Source organism: Streptomyces sp. NPDC006463 (assembly GCF_042870715.1).
Lineage (GTDB): Bacteria > Actinomycetota > Actinomycetes > Streptomycetales > Streptomycetaceae > Streptomyces.
Map to the genome: position 1 here is coordinate 221,917 of NZ_JBIAHP010000006.1, position 15,129 is coordinate 237,045.

Annotated in this window: 14 protein-coding genes and 1 pseudogene; 11 read left to right on the forward strand and 4 right to left on the reverse strand. The window is 69.7% G+C overall.

Annotation, left to right across the window (positions count from 1 at the left end):
- Positions 1-7 precede the first annotated feature (7 nt).
- Positions 8-1,762 carry an acyl-CoA dehydrogenase gene (locus ACFYOB_RS13835; protein WP_388559238.1) on the reverse strand — a complete coding sequence of 585 codons (1,755 nt, stop codon included), beginning with the start codon at positions 1,760-1,762 and terminating at the stop codon, positions 8-10.
- Entirely contained in the window at positions 1,756-3,579 is a 1,824-nt protein-coding gene (locus ACFYOB_RS13840; RefSeq protein WP_388559241.1) for a fatty acyl-AMP ligase, read from the reverse strand. Before ACFYOB_RS13840 ends, ACFYOB_RS13835 begins: the two co-directional genes overlap by 7 nt.
- 165 nt (positions 3,580-3,744) lie before the next feature.
- Here ACFYOB_RS13840 and ACFYOB_RS13845 point away from each other — a divergent pair, with 165 nt between their 5' ends.
- The 3 genes from ACFYOB_RS13845 to ACFYOB_RS13855 all read left to right on the forward strand — a co-directional run bounded on the left by ACFYOB_RS13845 (position 3,745) and on the right by ACFYOB_RS13855 (position 6,830).
- Positions 3,745-4,710: an ACP S-malonyltransferase gene (locus tag ACFYOB_RS13845; RefSeq protein WP_388559244.1), complete on the forward strand. Its 966-nt coding sequence runs from the start codon at positions 3,745-3,747 to the stop codon at positions 4,708-4,710.
- A gap of 393 nt (positions 4,711-5,103) precedes the next feature.
- On the forward strand, positions 5,104-6,252 hold the full coding sequence (locus ACFYOB_RS13850) for an integrase (protein ID WP_388559247.1): 1,149 nt from the start codon (positions 5,104-5,106) through the stop codon (positions 6,250-6,252).
- Entirely contained in the window at positions 6,249-6,830 is a 582-nt protein-coding gene (locus ACFYOB_RS13855; RefSeq protein ID WP_388559250.1) for a hypothetical protein, read from the forward strand. The genes ACFYOB_RS13850 and ACFYOB_RS13855 overlap by 4 nt, the downstream gene beginning before the upstream one ends.
- 345 nt (positions 6,831-7,175) lie before the next feature.
- Here ACFYOB_RS13855 and ACFYOB_RS13860 read toward each other — a convergent pair whose 3' ends face one another.
- The gene (locus ACFYOB_RS13860; protein WP_388559252.1) at positions 7,176-7,649 is read right to left on the reverse strand and encodes a hypothetical protein; all 474 of its coding nucleotides are present in this window, start codon (positions 7,647-7,649) and stop codon (positions 7,176-7,178) included.
- A 66-nt stretch (positions 7,650-7,715) separates the two neighbouring features.
- Between ACFYOB_RS13860 and ACFYOB_RS13865 the strand changes: the two genes are divergently transcribed.
- The 3 genes from ACFYOB_RS13865 to ACFYOB_RS13875 all read left to right on the forward strand — a co-directional run bounded on the left by ACFYOB_RS13865 (position 7,716) and on the right by ACFYOB_RS13875 (position 10,594).
- Positions 7,716-8,102 carry a hypothetical protein gene (locus tag ACFYOB_RS13865; protein WP_388559255.1) on the forward strand — a complete coding sequence of 129 codons (387 nt, stop codon included), beginning with the start codon at positions 7,716-7,718 and terminating at the stop codon, positions 8,100-8,102.
- Positions 8,103-9,332: 1,230 nt separating this feature from the next.
- Positions 9,333-10,181: a hypothetical protein gene (locus ACFYOB_RS13870; protein ID WP_388559258.1), complete on the forward strand. Its 849-nt coding sequence runs from the start codon at positions 9,333-9,335 to the stop codon at positions 10,179-10,181.
- The gene (locus ACFYOB_RS13875; protein ID WP_388559261.1) at positions 10,178-10,594 is read left to right on the forward strand and encodes a hypothetical protein; all 417 of its coding nucleotides are present in this window, start codon (positions 10,178-10,180) and stop codon (positions 10,592-10,594) included. The genes ACFYOB_RS13870 and ACFYOB_RS13875 overlap by 4 nt, the downstream gene beginning before the upstream one ends.
- Before the next feature lie 26 nt (positions 10,595-10,620).
- On the opposite strand, the gene ACFYOB_RS13880 is transcribed toward ACFYOB_RS13875, so the two are convergent.
- Entirely contained in the window at positions 10,621-11,157 is a 537-nt protein-coding gene (locus ACFYOB_RS13880) for a phosphoribosyltransferase family protein (protein ID WP_388559265.1), read from the reverse strand.
- 94 nt (positions 11,158-11,251) lie between these two features.
- Between ACFYOB_RS13880 and ACFYOB_RS13885 the strand changes: the two are divergent.
- From ACFYOB_RS13885 to ACFYOB_RS13905, 5 genes and pseudogenes are all read left to right on the forward strand, one after another.
- Positions 11,252-11,841: pseudogene (locus ACFYOB_RS13885) on the forward strand (transposase); the annotation flags it as partial.
- Between the two features lie 108 nt (positions 11,842-11,949).
- Positions 11,950-12,093 carry a hypothetical protein gene (locus ACFYOB_RS13890; protein WP_388559532.1) on the forward strand — a complete coding sequence of 48 codons (144 nt, stop codon included), beginning with the start codon at positions 11,950-11,952 and terminating at the stop codon, positions 12,091-12,093.
- Between the two features lie 555 nt (positions 12,094-12,648).
- Complete coding sequence (locus ACFYOB_RS13895) at positions 12,649-13,602, forward strand: ABC transporter ATP-binding protein (protein WP_388559268.1); 954 nt, start codon at positions 12,649-12,651, stop codon at positions 13,600-13,602.
- Positions 13,599-14,405, forward strand: coding sequence for an ABC transporter permease (locus ACFYOB_RS13900; protein ID WP_388559271.1), 807 nt, complete (start codon positions 13,599-13,601; stop codon positions 14,403-14,405). Before ACFYOB_RS13895 ends, ACFYOB_RS13900 begins: the two co-directional genes overlap by 4 nt.
- A gap of 260 nt (positions 14,406-14,665) precedes the next feature.
- Positions 14,666-15,127 (forward strand): hypothetical protein, encoded by a 462-nt coding sequence (locus tag ACFYOB_RS13905; RefSeq protein WP_388559274.1) that lies wholly within the window; start codon positions 14,666-14,668, stop codon positions 15,125-15,127.
- Positions 15,128-15,129 lie beyond the last annotated feature (2 nt).

Consider the following 15,129-nt stretch of genomic DNA (forward strand, 5'->3'; position numbering starts at 1 on the left):
GACCCGGTCAGCCCGGGATGGGGGTGGAGTAGAGGTCGTAGCTGATCTGGGTGCTGAAGCGGAGCTGCACCTCGTGCCGGATCCGGGTCTCGCACTCCGGTGGCAGGTCGGCCACGCGCGTGCCCAGCCGGCGGGCGATGCGGTGCAGTGCGGCCGCCGCCCAGCACGGGTCGGCGAGGAACGGGTCGGGCCCGTAGCGGCCCTGGTCCCACAGGCCCAGGACGGCGGCCGCGGCCAGCAGCAGCGCGTAACGGTCCATGAGCGCGAACCGCGCGGGCTGCGCGGACGCCGCCGAACCCGCCGCCTCCAGCCTGAGCACCCGGCCGCGTACGTCCCGGAACTCCTCGACGAGCTGGACGGCGAGCGTGCGCAGGGCGCGCTCAACGGGACCGCCGCCGTCGATGCCCGAGCTGACGGCGAGCATCGTCGCGGTGAGGGAGTCCCGCCCGCACGCGAGGCTGAGCCGGTCGGTACGCAGCGGCGGCAGGTCGCCGCGCAGCCGGAACAGGCCCGCGGGGGCCTCGTCCTCCAGGAACCACGAGGTCTGGGCCAGGCGCGGCATCTGGGGGATGACCGTGGCCTGGCAGGCGACCGTACCGGCGTGACCGAGGCTGAGCACCGGTACGTCCCTGACGTGCTTCTGGAAGATGCCGAGGCTGCCCTCGCGGGTGTAGAAGCCGGAGCCGAGGACGATCGACAGGTCGTACATGGTCTCGGTGAGCACGCGGGGCAGCAGGTACTTGAGCGCCGCCGAGTAGACGCTGGTCTCGGCGGGCAGCAGGTGCAAGGCCCTGGTGGCGACGACGGCGAGGCTGTCGTAGAGCAGCAGGTTGACGAAGGCGCTGGTCAGTGCCGCGCCGGTGCGGCTCCCGTCGATGCCTCGGGCCTGCCAGCCGCCGGAGTGCTCGCGGTCGAAGCGGACGGCCGTGCGCAGGCTGGTGTCGAGTGCGGCGACGGCGGACGCGGCGATCACCGTCCGGCTGATCTGGAAGGAGCGCAGGGCGGTCTCGATGCCGCTGCCCTCGGGGCCGAGCAGGGCGGAGCCGGGCACCGGGCAGTCGTCGAACTCCACGCCGGCGAACCGGCAGCCGCGCAGGCCCACCGGAGTACGGCGGGCCGTCACCGCGGCGCGTGCGTCGGTGAGCTGCTCGGGCTCCAGCAGCATCACCGAGTGGCTGCGGCTGCCGGGCGCGGGGTCGGTACGGCAGAACAGGACCAGCGCGCCGGCCCGCTCCAGGTTGTTGACGAGGGGCTTTCCCCCGCTGATCAGATAGCCGTGCGGGCCGCGCCGGGCGGTGACCTGGCTGCGCACGTAGTCGTTGCTGTGGGCGGTCTCGTGCTGGGCGATGGCCGCCTTGCCGCCGTCGCGCAGCAGCCGGGCCAGCCAGTGCCGCTGCCGGGAGCTGCCGGCGGTCCAGACGTCGGAGGCGGCCATGAAGGTGGTCATGCCGTGGCCCATGGCCAGGCCCACGTCCCGGCGGAAGACCGGGCGCATGATCCTGACCAGGGTGTCCATCCCGTCGAGCCGGCCGCCGAGGGCCTGGGGGATGTACTCGTCGGTGATCCCGAAGTCGTCGAGCAGCGCCTCGCCGGCGGCGAAGGGCACCGCGGCCCGGTCCGCCTCCAGCAGCGCGGTGTAGCCGACCGGGTTGGCGGGGTCCGAGGGGTCGCCGAGCAGCGACTCCAGGGCGGCGACCCGGGTCCGCACGGCGCTCTCGCGCCGGTGCGCCACGGCCTGGTCGCCGAGGAGGGCTGTCACCACCTTCTTCCTCCGTCGGCTCCTTCCGGCCTCAGCAGGTCTTCGCCGAACAGCACGTCCTCGGAGCGGGCCAGCGCCCACACGTCGGGGGTGAGGACCTCGTACTCGCCGCGGACCACGCCGTCGAGGAAGAGCTTGCGCATCAGGGTGCGCTGGACCTTGCCGCTGCTGGTGCGGCGTACGGCGCCGGGACGCACCAGCAGGATGTTGCCCGCCGGGATCTCGAACTCCTTGCCGATCAGGGCCTGTATCTTCTGCGCGACGGTCCGCAGCTCCTCGCTGCCCGCTCCGCGTACCTCCTGGACGAGGACGAGGTGCTCCCGTCCGGCGTCCACGGAGAACGCGGCGCCCACGCCGAAGGTCAGGGCGGGGCTCACGGTCCGCGCCGCCCATTCGATGTCCTGCGGGTACACGTTGCGGCCGTTGATGATCACGACTTCCTTGAGGCGCCCGGTGACGAACAGCTCGCCGTTGTCGAGCATCCCGAGGTCGCCGGTGCGCAGGAAGTTGCTCTCCTCGTCGTTGAGGCTGGCACGGAAGGTCCGTACGGTCTCGGTGGGCCGCTTCCAGTAGCCGCGGGCGACGCCGTAGCCGCGCAGCCAGATCTCGCCGACCGCGCCGGGCGGGAGTTCGTGGTGGGTCAGCGGGTCGACGATGCGTACTTCGACGTCGACGGGGGCGCCGCAGCCGACGAGGGTCTGGACGCGCTCGGCACCGGCGGCCGCGGGCCCGGCACCGATCACCCGGTCGCGTTCCAGGGCGGTCTTGTTGAAGTCCTTGCGGACGTGCGGGGTGCCGGGGACGCCGCCGGAGACGACGAGGGTCGCCTCCGCCAGTCCGTAGCAGGGACGCAGGGCCTCGGGGCGGAATCCGGCCGGGGCGAACTTCTCGGCGAACTCGTCCAGGCTCTCGGGGCGTACCGGTTCGGCGCCGTTGAGGGCGAGGCGCCAGCGGGACAGGTCCAGGTCGGCGACCTGCTCGTCCTTCACCCGCCGCACGCACAGGTCGTAGCAGAAGTTGGGGCCGCCGCCGACGGTGACGCCGTACTCGTCGATGGCCTGGAGCCAGCGCAGGGGGCGCTTGACGAAGGACAGCGGGGTGACCTGGACGCTGTGGGTGCCGAGCCACACCGGGTGCAGCAGGTGGGCGACGAGGCCCATGTCGTGGAAGTACGGCAGCCAGCTGCCGAAGCGGTCCTCGCGGGTGGTGTGCAGCACCTTCTGCAGGGCGGCCTGGTTGGCCAGGAGGTTGCGGTGCGAGACGGTCACACCGCGCGGTTCGGAGACCGAGCCGGAGGTGTACTGGAGGAACACGAGGTCGTCGGGGCGTGCCGTGACGGGCCGCCAGGCGTCGGGGTCGCCGATGCCGGGGACGTCGGTGACCACGCAGGCCGCGTCCGGGCGGGAGTTGCGGGCGAGCCAGAGCGCGATGTCGGGCGCCGCGGACGTCTCGGTGAGGACCACCTTGGCGCCGGTGTCCTTCAGGACGGCGGTGGTGCGGTTGAGCCGCTTGTCTCGGCCGGCTTCGCCCGGCATCGGTACGGGGACCGCGACGGCGCCGGCGTAGAGGCAGCCGGCGAAGGCCTTGAGGAACTCGGCGGTCGAGGAGTAGACGAGCAGCACGGGCTGCTCGCCCACTCCGTACTCCTGGAGGCAGGCCGCGATGCGTCTCGCCTCCCGGTCCAGCTCCCCGTACGTGAGGTGCTCGGCCTGCGCTCCGCCGACCGTGTCGCGGAGGAAGATGTGCACATCCTCGTCGGCGAGTTCAGCCGTCCGAACGCGGAGCAGTTCGGTGAAGGTGGCGAAGCGTGACTCTGACATCCGCGGCATCCCCTCGCGTCTGCGGGCCCGTGGATCTGCGGACCTCGTTTACCGGCGATCCTCCGCGCGCATCCTTAAGGGGCGCTTGCGCGACGGCTGTCGGGGCGCCCCCTTAGGGGGCGGCAGGGGTGCTCGGCGCGCGGACGGGCGGGCGACCCTCGGTCCATGGACATTCACACCGACACCGGGACGCCGCGGGAAGCGGCGATCGTCTTCCCCGGTATGCAACCGACCGCCTTCTCCGAGGTCGCCAGGTTCATGCTGGTCAACCCGTACGCGCGGGAGCTGCACGCGATCGCCGACGACGTGCTGGGCTTCTCGCTGGCCGACCGGTACCAGCAGGCCGACGGCGACTACTCGCTCTACGGGCAGATCTCGTTCGTGGTGAACTGCCTCGCTCTGGCGCGGTGGGCGACGGACCGGCTGGAGATCGCGCCCGCGTACGTGACGGGGCCGAGCTTCGGTGCCCGGGCCGCCGCCGTGTACAGCGGAGTGCTCGGTTTCGCCGATGCCGTACGGATGACGGCGCAGCTCGCCGACACGATGGAGGACTACTTCGCGCGGGAGCACCCCGCCCTGGTGACCCAGTCGATCGCGCGCGTGTCGCAGGACAAGGTCGCGCTGCTGCGGAGCGAGCTCGACGAGCGCGGCGAGTGGAACGACGTGTCCTGCGTCGTCGACCACGACTTCACGATGCTGACGGTGCACGAGTCGGTACTCGACTGGCTGCAGCGGCGGATCCGCTCGCTGGGCGGCATGTCGATGTACACGATGAAGCCGCCCATGCACTCGTACCTCTTCGGCGGGCTGCGCGACCGGGTGGACGCCGAGATCTTCGACGGACTGACCTGGTCCGAGCCGCGGCTGCCGGTCGTCGCGGACCAGGACGGCCGGATGGTGACCACCGGCGAAGAGGTGCGGGGGATGCTGCTGGACGGTTTCGTCCGTACGGTGCGGTGGCCGGACGTGGTGGCCTCGCTGGAGCGGGCCGGTGTCGGCCGGCTGTACGTGTCCGGGCAGGACGGGCTGTTCACCCGTGTCGCGTGCACCACGCGCGCCTTCGAGGTGGTGCCGGTGACGCCCAGGTCGGCGATGCAGCCGGTGCGCCGACGGCTGCCGGCGGCCGCCTGAGGATCGGGCACGGGGAGGGGCGCCAAAGCGGCGGGACGCGGGCGGTCTCGGAGGAGGTGCGGAGGCGGTTTTCGCGGTCCGCGAGGAGACGAAGCGGATGGCGAAGGTGTCGATGCGGACGAAGGAGCGCATGATCCGCCAGTACGTCCCCGAGACGTTCGGTCCGGAGACGGTGGTGCCCAGCTATGACACCCTGCGCCGGCTCTGGCAGGAGTGGTTCGGCCCCGGCGGCGCCCGGCAGCGCTACATCCGTTCGGCCGAGCTGCCGGAGAAGTACGGGCACGTCCTGGTGCACCGGCCGGCGCGCGGGGCGGGAAGTCATGGCGACAGGCCACTGAGGGCGACCATCTGGCGTTCCATCAGTGGCGCCGCCGGGATCCGGCCGGGCCCAGAGTGGCGGGCGGGACCTGGAGCCAGGAAGTCTCGCACGTCAACCAGTTCTTCGAGTGGGCCGTACGGCAGAACCAGATCGGAGCGGTCCCGATCCCGCACCGCTCCCGCAGGTCGGCACCGCTGGGCACGCTGCAGGGTGCCCGCGCCGAGGGCACGGTCCCGGCGACCTACGCGCATGACGAGGGCGGCGAGCGTATCGAGTGGCTCCCACCGGCGTCCTACCGGCTCTGGCGGGACGTGGGCCTGCGCGGTTACGGGCCCGACGGCTTACCCTCGGGCCGGTTCAAGGGCCGCTGGTCGGCCCGCAACGCGACGTTCACCGACCTGATGGCCCGCACCGGGATGCGGCTGTCCGAGCAGGCGAGTCTGACTGTGACGGAGATGCCGCTGCAGGTGGGGATGGGCGGCTACCAGCGGTTCTGGCTGCCGGGGGGGATCGCGAAGTACTTCTCCGCGCGCTGGGTCTACGTCCCGCACAGCGTGATGCGCGACCTGGCGGCCGATGCGGAGCTGGACCGGGCCGAGGTCGTCCAAGACGCCCGCGCCGCCGGGCGGTACGCACGCTGGCGCAGACCGCTGGTGGTCGACGATCCGTCACGACCCCACCTGGTGCGCACCGTGGGAAGTATCGAGCGTCGGAAGGTGAACCTGCGCGAGCTCAAGCCCATGGAACGGCGGCGGCTGCTCGTGGAGACTGCGGACGGCCTTGAGCCCGCGATGTTCTGGCTCGGCGAAGACGGGCAGCCGCTGGCGGTGTCGACCTGGAAGAGCGTCTTCGCGGACGCCAACCAGCGCTGCCGCGACTGCGGGGTGGAGCTGTCGTGTCACGCCCACCTGCTACGTCACGGGTTCGCCGTGGTGACTCTCGAACAGTTGCAGCGCGGCCACATCGCGGCACTGGCCGATCTCAACCCGGCCCAGCGCGGCCACTACACCCGGATTTTCGGTGACCCGCTGGACTGGGTCCGCCGTCGATTGGGCCACCGGTCAGTCCTGACCACGGCCATCTACCTGCACGCCCTGCAGGAACTGGAGATGGAGACCCGGATGGCCCTGGTCCCCGACACCTGGGAGGACCCCAGGGACACCCCGCTGCAGCGGATCGGCGACAACGCGCCGCCGGCCGGGGCGATCGGGGCAGCGGGATGAACCGGCAAGGACGCGGCAGCACCGGCCCCGGCCGGCCCTCGGCCCTGCCGGACCATGGCTACGAACCGCCTGCGCCGGTGCGGGAACTACCCGACGGACGCCTGCTGGTGGCTTTTCACGGCGATGACGATCGCCGCCGGGTCTTCGACGTCTCCAAGCTGCCGCTGCCCGGCTGGCACCGGGCTCTGGCCGCAGTGGTCGCTGAACGGACCGGACCCGCCGGCGGGCTCCGCACGTTCGCCGCGGCGACCACCGGCTGGGGATCCCTGAGCCGCCTGGTGAAGTTCCTCGGAGCGCTGCCGGAGCCTCCGGCCGGCCCGGACCAGCTCACGCTCGCTCACCTGCAAGCCTTCCACGACCACCGGGCCACAACGACACCGACCACGGCTCTGCGCGACATGGGCGAGGCCCGGCTGCTGTTCGCGCTGCCTGCGTTGCGCGACCACCGGATATTCCGACGGGGAACTGGCCCGGCTGCTGGCCGCGCTGCGGGCGGATGCCGCCAGGATCCGCAACCGCATCCGGGCCGGGGAGGACCTCCTTCGCCGCTACCAGGCCGACCCACTGGCGCTGGATGAGAACGATCGGGACCTAAGCCGCGTGCTGGAGCGCATGGCTGCCACCGGGCAGGTCCCCACGCCTCCCGCGGCCCGGCCCAGTCCCTTCTGTCCCGAGCGCCGGCACCTGGCAGGGCGCCTGTTCCTGACCCTGCGGGACCTGCCGCCGCTGATGATGCTCACCGCGGCCCTGTCGGAGCGCAACGGCGAGACGATGAAGGAACTCCCGATCCGGCACCGCGTGTTGGCGGATCGGGCGGTCGAGCTGGTCATCGTCAAGCGCCGCCGGGGCACACGACGCTGGTTCGAGACCGTGACCTGGGAGATCGGGGCCCCGGGCCGTGAACTGCACAACCCGGGCGGGTTCTACCTGCTCATGCTGGAACTGACGGCCCGCAGTCGCCAGCGGTGCGGTTCGCCGCTGCTGTGGTCGGTCTGGCGCAACGGATACGCGGCCGGGCTCGGCGTCCCAGACGACCATGTCGCCCCGTTCCAGGACTCCTTGAGCTGCACTTCGATCCTGCCGACCGCCTGGGCGGCGAACCGGCCCCGGCCGCTGCTGGCCGATCCCCAGCCGGCCGCCGCCGGGCCTGACGGCACAGCTCCGACGTTGCCGGTCCAGGGACTGCCGCTGCAGGTGAGCTTCAACCGGATCAAGACCAGCATGGAGGTGCGGCGCACGAAGCGGATGGGCGGCCACCTGCCCTCGGCCGCCAAGTCCAACAGCATGCCGTTCTGTTCAGGAACTACCTCAGCGGCGACCCCGTCATCACTGCCTGGGCCGAGGAAGTCCTCGGCGAGGCCCTGGTCGACGCCGAGCAGGCCGCACGCCAGGCCCACGAGCGGGCGGCGAAAGCCGCCGGTGGGGGCCCGCGGGTCCTGCCCGGCCCCGTCGACACCGCGGCCATGGAGGAGAGCGGAATCGGACCCGACACGGCCCGCCAGGCCGCCGACGGCGAGCTGGACACCGGCTGGACGGCCTGCGTCGACCACGACCAGCACCCCCTCACCGGGGAAGCCTGCCAGGTCACCTTCCTCGACTGCTTCCACTGCGGGAACTGCTTGGTCACTCGCGACCACCTGCCGCGGCTGCTGGCTCTACTCGACGCCCTGGCCCAGCGCCGCCGCGAACTGGCCGAAGAAGTCTGGTGGCCACGCTACGGGCCGGCCTGGGTCGCCATCCGCCAGGACATGCTCGCCAAGTTCACCCCCGCCGAACTCCAGCACGCCCAGGCCGACAAGCCGCACGACGCCCTCCTGGACCTGATCGAGAACCCATGGGGACTGCCGTGACCACCGCCCTGCACGCCCTGCCGCACCTCCCCTCGCCCCCACAGGTCCGTGCGGACGGCACCGACCCCTTCGTCTTCCACGCCCGCCGACTGCGAGCAGGCGTGGCGCTGGAGGACACCTCGCTCTTCAGCGACGACGTCTGGGTCCTGGGCCCGGCGATGCTCAAGAAGCACGAGCGCCGGTTCATCCTCGACTTCACCCTGATCCCCGCCACGCATCGGCAGGTCGCCAAGGAACTCTGCTACGAGATGCTGTCGGGAACCGTCACGGCGGGCGAGGACCGGCCCGAGGTCGCCACCATCCGCACCGCCTTCACCGAGTACATCCGGTTCCTGCGCTGGGCAGCAGCCCCGCCCCGACGCCTGGACGCCATGACCGGCCGGGACCTGGAGGACTTCCAACGATTCCTGATCAAGTCCCTGCCCGCCGCCGACGCCCGGCAAAGAGCCCGCTCGGCCGCGCGCAAGTTCTGGGTCTGGCGGAGCGTCCTGTTCTCCGACGCCCTGCGCTTCGACCCGCGCCACGTCGACGGCTGGAGCGAACCCAAGGCCCACAGCGGCGTGAACGCCACCGCACGGATCCCCGAAGAAGTACTGGGGCCGCTGTTCGTCTGGGCCATGCGCTTCATCGACGAGTTCTTCGCCGACATCCTCGCCGCGGACCGCCACTGGCGGACCCCGCTGCCGGCACCGGCCGAGCCGAACGTCTACGGCGACCTGCCGATCCGGCTGCGGGCCTGGCTGGACGAACACATCACGGCAGGCCAGCCGCTGCCCGGCTGGCGCGGCGAGCCCAGCACGACCGGGGTCGCGCAGGCGCTGGGCCGCAGCCCGATCTCTCTCGGCCGCTACCGGCACCTGATCGACGAGACCGCCGCCATCGTTGGCCTCACGCCCCAGATCGTTAGCGACCTGCCGATCCGCGGCCGACTCGACGACGAGCCGTGGATCGGAGCGATCCTGGCCGACCACACCGAGCCCGACAGCCTCGCCGCCCTCGCCCGCATACTCCAGGACGCCTGCTACCTGGTCCTTTCCTTCCTCTCGGGCGCCCGCGACAGCGAGATCAAGCACCTGCGACGCGGCGGGCTGAGGACTGTGATGCGGATGGGACGCCCTACCGCTGGAAGATGCACAGCCTGGCCTTCAAGTCCGAGGACGACCCCGCCGGCGTCCGGCCACCTGGAGCATCGGCGAACCCGCAGCCCGGGCGATCACCGTCCTGGAGCAGTTGCAGCCGCCCGGCACCGACTACCTCTTCGCCCGCCTGGACCACAGTCCCGGCGTCAAACGCAACGCGGTCAGCCAGGTGCTGACCAGCGGTGCCACCAACGCCCCCCTCAACACCTTCGCCGCTTGGATCAACGAATACTGCCGGCGCCACGGTCGCACCGACGGCATCCCCATGGTCAACCAGCAGCCCTTCCACCTGAAAAACAGCCAGTTCAGGCGCACCCTCGCCTGGTTCATCGCACGCCGTCCCGGAGGCGTCATCGCTGGCGCCCTGGCCTATCGGCACCACTGCATCCAGGTTTTCGAAGGCTACGCGGGCACCAGCGAGTCGGGCTTCCGGGCCGAAGTGGAGAGCGAGCAGGCTCTGGCTCGCGGCGAGCACCTCATGGCCGCGATCGATGCCCACGAGCACACCCACCTCACCGGCCCCGCCGCCGACGAGGCCGCCCGCCGTCTGGAGACCTTCGGAGAACGGGCCCGCTTCCAGGGCACCGTCGTCCTGGACGACAACCGGCTGCGGAGGCTCATGGCCAAGCACGACCCGGCCGTCTATCCCGGCGAGTACATCACCTGCGTCCACGACCACGCCAAGGCCCTGTGTGAACGCGCCCGAAACCGCCGCAGCGGAGGACTGCCTGACCACGGCGGCTGCAAGCCCCTGGCCTGCCGAAACGTCGCCCTCACTCCCGAGAACACCGCCGCCTGGCAACGCGAGATCGACCGCATCACCCGCCGCCTGGCCACCCGCCCGACCCTGCCGCCACTCCTGCGGCACCGGCTCGAAACCCGCCGCGCGGAGATCACCGCGTTCCTGCTGGAGAACACCACCACCCGGGAGTCCGCATGAGCCGCCCCGCCGACGTCCCCGCCGAGGCCCACGTCCGACGCGTCCTGGACCAGTACGTCAACGAGTGCCATGACAACGGCACCCGCCCCAGCGTCCTGGCCCTGGCCGCGAAGTTCGACCTGAGCAACACCACCTTCCGCCGACACTTCCCCGACCTGGCCAAGGAAGTCTCCACCGCCCGCTCCAGGCCGGCACCCCACCCCACGGCCGAGATCCGCCCCAGCCCCTACGAGGTCCTCGCCGCCCGAAACGCCAAACTCCGCCGCGCCAACAGGTCGTTGACCGAGAACCTCCAGTTCGCAGCCGCCCAGATCCAACGCCTGGCCGTCGACAACGCCCGCCTGCGCGAAGCCCTTGAAGCCACCAGCAACATCACCCGCCTCGACAGGCCCGACCGGCCGCGCGGTCGCTGAACACGGCGTCGTGCGGTCATCAACGGTCATCCGCCTTCAGGCAGTTCCTTCGCGAAGAGCAGTCCTCGGACGGGTCCGATCTTCGCGCGCAGGTCCGCCTTGTCGAGTTGGTCAACGATGACGGCGCATCCAGCCCAGTCGCCGCCGCCCTCGATCACCATCTCCTTCACCGCCTCGGCCTGGCCACCGGTCTCGATCCAGTCGTCCACTAGTAGCACCCGGTCGCCTGACGTCACGGAGTCGCGCTGGAGTCGGAGCGTGTGACGGAGTTTCCGATAGTCGGGCGACGCCTCACGGACGAGCTTGTCGCCCGGGAAGAGCCCTCCCGCCTTGCGCACCGGGATGAAGCCGACGCCGAGCGCGACGGCAGCGGCCCCGCCGAGGAGGAAACCACGGGACTCGACGCCACAGACTGCAGTGATCCCCTCATCCTTGAACGGCTCCACGAGACCGGAGACCACAGCCGCGAGCGTGACGGGATCCCTGAAGACCGCCCAGACGTCCGCGTGTCCATCGATCCAGCGGAAGCGTTCCAGGACAAGGTCCCGAGCAGTAGCAGGCATGACGGCGAGTCTCCACGCCTACACGGTCAGGATCAAACCATTTCAGAGGGCCCCGAGCAGCGGTCAATGGTCAGCTGAGAACTACGTCCACAACCTGGCCCTGGACGTCTGCACGCATTCGCTGGTTGCCTTCCGGCTGATGCTGGTATCCGACACGTCCGTGGACGTCGCGATGGTGCTGCGGGACGTGACGATGCCGCTGCCGATGCGGGCGGACTGGGGCGAGGACCTGGAATGGCCCTACCCGGGCCTACCCGCCGCGGTGGTGGCCGAGTTCGCCGGGCACCAGGTGGCCGGCCTGCCGTTCTTCGCGCCGGAGAGGTGACGACCGACCACGGATCGGTCTACCGCAACCACCACCTGGTCGAAGTCCAGCGGGTGCTGGGCTGCAACGTCCTGCCCGCGCGTGTTACGGCCCCAGGACAAAGCCGCAGTTGAGCGCGCGTTCGGTGTGATCCGGCAGCTGCTGTTCGAGCACCTGGTCGGTTACACCGGCGTCGATGTCGCCGACCGCGGCGCCGACCCGGCAGCCGACGCGGTGCTGACGGCCGACCAGCTCGAGCACCTGATCGCCACCTGGATCGTCGACGTCCGGCAAAAGCGCAAGCTGGACGAGTACGCCCGGCCTGGGACCCGGACGGTTCGCACAGCCCGAACTCGCTGTTCGCGGCGTCGTTCGCGCAGACGGCGCCGGATGAGCACGCGGTCGTCCCGTTCCTTCGGTCCGGTCCGCCGCCGGACCGGACCCGCTGGGAGGGCTGGCAGCAGTGGCGGAAGATCAGAGGCACCTTCTTGCCCGCACCCCGTCTGACGCCGGCCGAGCACCAGACCTTGAGCCCCCGGCGGCGGGCCCTGCACGACCTGCACCGCACTGCGACGCACGTCAACATGCGGCTGCAGGAGAAGTTCGAGACGCCGCTCGACGCCGAACGTTGAACGACAAGCGCACGCCACGCCGATGGCACGGCGACGGGTCCGTCGGGCGGATCCGCCTGGTCGGTGTGGCCGGCGCACCGACGCAGATCCAGCCAGGCGCATGCCGATTAGGCATGTGGCTGGGTTCTTCCCGCCAGCGGAACCGCGTTGCGGGCCGAGGCGGGCACCTGGCAGGTGGAAGGCTCTTCCGCCAGGCACGCGACGGCGCAGACGCTCGCGCCCCCCGCAGGGTCTGACAGTAGCTACGGCTGCGACCGAAAGCGGAATATTGGGCCCGTTTCGACACGGGCCGAAAACCGTAGATCCTCGGATCGCGGCCTGGCTGAAACGGTGCGATGGAAGGCCGATTCGAAGTGGTTTCATGATGCATGAGTTTGACAGAGGGGCGATGGCAGGTTTTGATCAGCTCCCGCTGGAGGAAAGGGTGGCTGATCTTGGACGGGGCACGCGAGACGTCCCCTCGATGCCCTGCACGGAACGTCATGCCAAATGGCATGGAACGGCTGATGACAAATCACACTGTCGGCTGCTCGAGAACGACACGAGACTGGAATCATGAACGACGACAACGGTTTGGTGATCGACGCGCGTGACGTGCAGAGAACGTACGGGGCCGGGGGGAGGAACGAGTACAGGGCAGTACGTGGTGTGACGCTGCAGGTCCGCCGTGGCGAAGTCTTCGCACTCCTGGGGACCAATGGTGCCGGGAAGACCTCCATCGTCGAATTGTTGGAGGGATTGGCGCCCGCGGACGGCGGCACGGTACGCGTACTTGGGCATGACCCCTTCCGGGAGCGGGCACGTGTGCGCCCATTGACCGGCGTCATGCTTCAGGCTGGTGGGTTTCCCGCAGATCTCACGGTGGCAGAAGTAGCGCGTTTCTGGGCCCGGTGTGCTCGCCCTGGCCGAACGGTGTCCGAGGTACTGAGCCTTGTGGGGCTGCAAAGTCGCCACTCGGTGCCCGTGAAGCAGTTGTCCGGCGGGGAGCACCGCCGCCTGGATCTGGCGCTCGCGGTGATGGGGCGGCCTGAGGTCCTGTTTCTGGACGAGCCGACGACCGGGATGGACCCCGAGGGACGTCGGGACACCTGGGAGATCGTCCAGCAGCTGCGGCAAGAAGGGGTCACGGTACTACTCACGACGCACTACCTCGAAGAAGCGGAGGGCATCGCCGACCGCGTGGCCATCCTGCAGGGTGGCGTCGTTGTCGCAGAGGGGACCACCGCTGATGTGATTGCGGACCACCCTTCCCGGGTTTCCTTCGAACTTCCCGCGGATTGTTCGGAGGCGCTGCCGGCCATGCCCGGCGTGACGAGGCGTGAGGTTCATGGGCGGACAATCGTGCTGCATACCCAGTACCTGCAGCCCGTCCTCACAAAGCTGCTGGTGTGGGCCAACGAGCACGAGGTCGTTCTGCAAGGCCTCGATGCGAGGTCCGCGACACTTGAAGATGCCTTTCTGGCCATGACTCCCATCGGGCAGTCACGATCCGCGAAGGTGGGATCATGAGCACGAACCTGTCCTCGGTGATGTCAGCCCAGGGGAATCGGCTCCTTGCCTTGGGGCGCGCAGAGTTGACCATGCTGGTGCGGAACAGGAGTGCGCTTTTCTCGGCACTCGTTCTGCCCCTCGGATCATTGGTGATCATGTACTCCTTCGTGCCCTCGACCTTCACGGGCGAGGGCCAGGTGCGAGTCGATTCCAGGCCCGTCCTGGTTACCGGCACGATCGGTATGGTCCTGCTCTTCGTCGTGTACTCCAATCTGGTGGGCGCGTTCGTGGCACGGCGGGAAGGCATGGTTCTCAAGCGGCTGCGTACCGGGTCCCTGACTGATGGCGAGATCCTGGCCGGTACCGCTCTGCCTGCTGCAGCTGTGGCATGGGCGCAGTGCGGCCTCGTCATTGGTCTCGGCATCGGCGTGCTGGGGTTGGTGGCACCTGCTGACCCGGCACTGCTGACGATCGGCATCCTGGGGGGAACGCTCCTGGTGGCGGCGCTGGCCGCCTGCACAGCGAACTTCACTCGCAGCGTTGAGATGGCGCAACTGACCACGATGCCGTTGCTTCTGGTCTCCGTTGCCGGATCGGGTCTGGCGATCCCTTCGGCAGCCATGCCGTCCTGGCTGGCTGAGTGGTGTGCGTACCTGCCGTTGACGTCGGTGATGGATCTTGTTCGCGTGGGGTGGCTCGGCGCTCCTGACGGGGAGGCTGTCTGGTCTGCGGCGCTGCCTGACCTGGTGGGCGCCGGCGCGTGGACGGTCGCTGCTGTGTGGGCCGCCCGTACGTGGTTCCGCTGGGAGGCCCGCAAGTGACGTCTCCTGTAGGCCGTAACCACGATCAGGCCGAATTCGAAACATTCCATACGATGCCCGCAGAGTTGGATTCTCCGGGTGTGGACGAGGGAGGATCTGCAGTGTCCGTCACTCCCCCTGCAGCGAAAGCGATTCCGAAGCAGTCCAAGCTCCGGATGGCGAAAGTACTGGGCGGAGCCCTCCGTGATTGGGTTGTCCGCCGGCCTCTTCCCGGGGTCGAACAGGCGACGTCGCTGCGACACTCCTCCGACACTCGCCAGATGATCATCATTCTCTGCGTCATGGAGGGTGTCCTGGCATTCCTCGTCTCGAGGATGGTGCCTCCGGTTCTGCGGCCCGCGCATGCGCTGTTAGAGATATCGATCGTTCTGATCGGGTTCGGTGCGGTTGCCGCCATGCATCGCCATCCGCACCTCCTCAACTCCGAGCGGATCACGCTGCGGACGGGGTTTCTCGGTGCAGTGGAGATCCCGGTCCAGGCCATCAGTTCTGTCGGTAGGGGGATACGCACGGTCACCGGCCGAGGGCTTCGCTCCATAGCGGATGAGGGTGACGCCGTTGCCTGCTCCGTCGGCGCCAGCGTGAATATGTACATGGAATTTGATCGGCCCCTGAGTCTGGATCTCGGGAAGCCCGGTGTTGTAGCGGCGAAGAAGATTTATTTTGCGGCGGACGATCCCGACGCCGCAATGCGAGCAATACGAGCAGTCGTCAAACCGTAAGG